Source organism: Lishizhenia sp. (assembly GCF_057456495.1).
Map to the genome: position 1 here is coordinate 1 of NZ_JBVCPV010000313.1, position 1862 is coordinate 1862.

A 1862-nucleotide genomic window follows, 5' to 3' on the forward strand; every position below is an offset into this window, starting at 1 on the left:
CATCATTTATGGTGTGTTTGGCCAATTGTTGGAGGTAGGTATTAAGTGCCGTTGAATCTTTTTGAAAGCCTTTATAATCCACACTTCCCACAGAATCAACGTGTTTCACCAATAAATCTGTCCACAATTGGTGGTCGTGAATTTTTAAGTGGTCTACCATTTCTCCTTTGGGGTAGTTTCTACCTTGCGACAATGCCTCTTGTTGTGGTGTGGCCTGGGTGTTGGCATATTCTGGAACTTTAACTCCCTTCCCGGTTGTGCAAGAAACAAAGAGAAAGCTACCGAGCAGTAATCCGAAGGCGCTGAATTGGCGTATATGTGTTATATTTAAGTTCATAGTTATTAAAATTAATCAAATCGCGTGAAATTATCCATCATCATACCCACACTTAATGAGGAAGATAACATTGAAAAGCTACTCCGTTTTTTAACCGGGCTCCAAGAAACCTACGTAGAAATCTTGGTTGTGGATGGAGGCTCCGAAGATAGAACGGTTGAACGTGTAAAGGCTTACAAAAATGTGCTTTGTTTTGACACACAATTGGCCAGTAGAGCAAAACAAATGAATTACGGAGCAGAAATGGCAAGGGGAGAAATGTTGTATTTCATTCATGCTGATGTAATGCCTCTGAAGAGTTTCTATGAAGATATTTTACATGCAGTAAAGGCCGGATATTCCTTTGGTTGTTATCGTTTTAAGTTCGATAAATCACACAGAGCTTTACAGTTTAACGCCTATTTTACGCGTTTCAATAGAATGTTTTGTCGAGGAGGAGATCAAACGATGTTCATTACCAAGGCATTATTTAATAAATATAACGGCTTCGATACCTATTATTCAATCATGGAAGATTTCGACTTTATCCGCCGCGTAAAAAAGAAAGAAAAGTTTAAAATCATTCCAAAATCGGTAGTGGTTTCAGCCAGAAAATATGATCATAATTCTTACTTCAAGGTGAATATGATTAACCTTTTCAGTTATTGGATGTTCATGTTGGGCAAATCACCAGATACGATACGTAAATTCTATAAGAAGAATTTGGTGATGAAATATGAATAATCTTAGCTATGTTGTTAAGTAGGAGCAAACGGCCAGGCTACCCTTCCAGTCCCCAGGTAACTTGGGGAGCTTTCCATACGCTCTTTGTTGGGTAGTTTAAATCCGAATGAAAGAGCATTCACCCTAGAAGATTTAAAGAAAAGTAAATGTCAACCGTAATGCGCTAAATTTCAACGCTTCTCCCTGCGTAAATAGGATCCTCTATCCTCTTTTTCTCGCGCTCCATACTGCTTTTACCATATTCTCAGATCTAAAACAGGAATGCAATCGTTATTTCTTTATTTTTGTATTCTAAAAATTACAGATTAATGAGTTTACTTACAGTAGGAAGCGTAGCTTTTGACGCGATAGAAACCCCTTTTGGAAAGACGGATAAGATTATTGGTGGAGCAGGTACTTACATTGCTTTTGCATCTTCATATTTTCAACCCACACAGAACATTGTTTCTGTAGTAGGAGAGGACTTCCCAAAAGAGATGATTGAAAAACTTGCGTCTAGAGGTGTAAATGTTGAAGGTTTACAAGTGAAAGAAGGAGAGAAGACTTTCTTCTGGTCGGGTAAATACCACAACGACATGAATACGCGTGATACTTTGGTTACGGAATTAAATGTATTGGAGCACTTCGATCCTATTATTCCTGCATCTTACCAAGGAGCGGATTACGTAATGTTAGGAAACTTATCTCCACAAGTTCAAAGTACAGTAATCGAAAGATTAGCAGAGCGTCCAAAATTGGTTGCAATGGATACAATGAATTTCTGGATGGACATCGCCATGGATGATTTGAAAAAGACTTTGAC

The 1862-nt window shown here is 38.2% G+C and carries 2 protein-coding genes and 1 pseudogene; 2 read left to right on the plus strand and 1 reads right to left on the minus strand.

The genetic code is table 11. From position 1 onward, the window contains the following. Positions 1-337: pseudogene (locus AC22ZQ_RS14450) on the minus strand (hypothetical protein); the annotation flags it as partial. Positions 338-361: 24 nt separating this feature from the next. On the opposite strand from AC22ZQ_RS14450, the gene AC22ZQ_RS14455 reads away from it, so the two are divergent. After that, positions 362-1060, plus strand: a complete 699-nt coding sequence (locus tag AC22ZQ_RS14455; protein ID WP_318959459.1) for a TIGR04283 family arsenosugar biosynthesis glycosyltransferase — start codon at positions 362-364, stop codon at positions 1058-1060. A 308-nt stretch (positions 1061-1368) separates the two neighbouring features. After that, positions 1369-1862 (plus strand): carbohydrate kinase family protein (locus tag AC22ZQ_RS14460; RefSeq protein WP_486756246.1); only part of this gene is annotated, 494 nt, incomplete at its 3' end.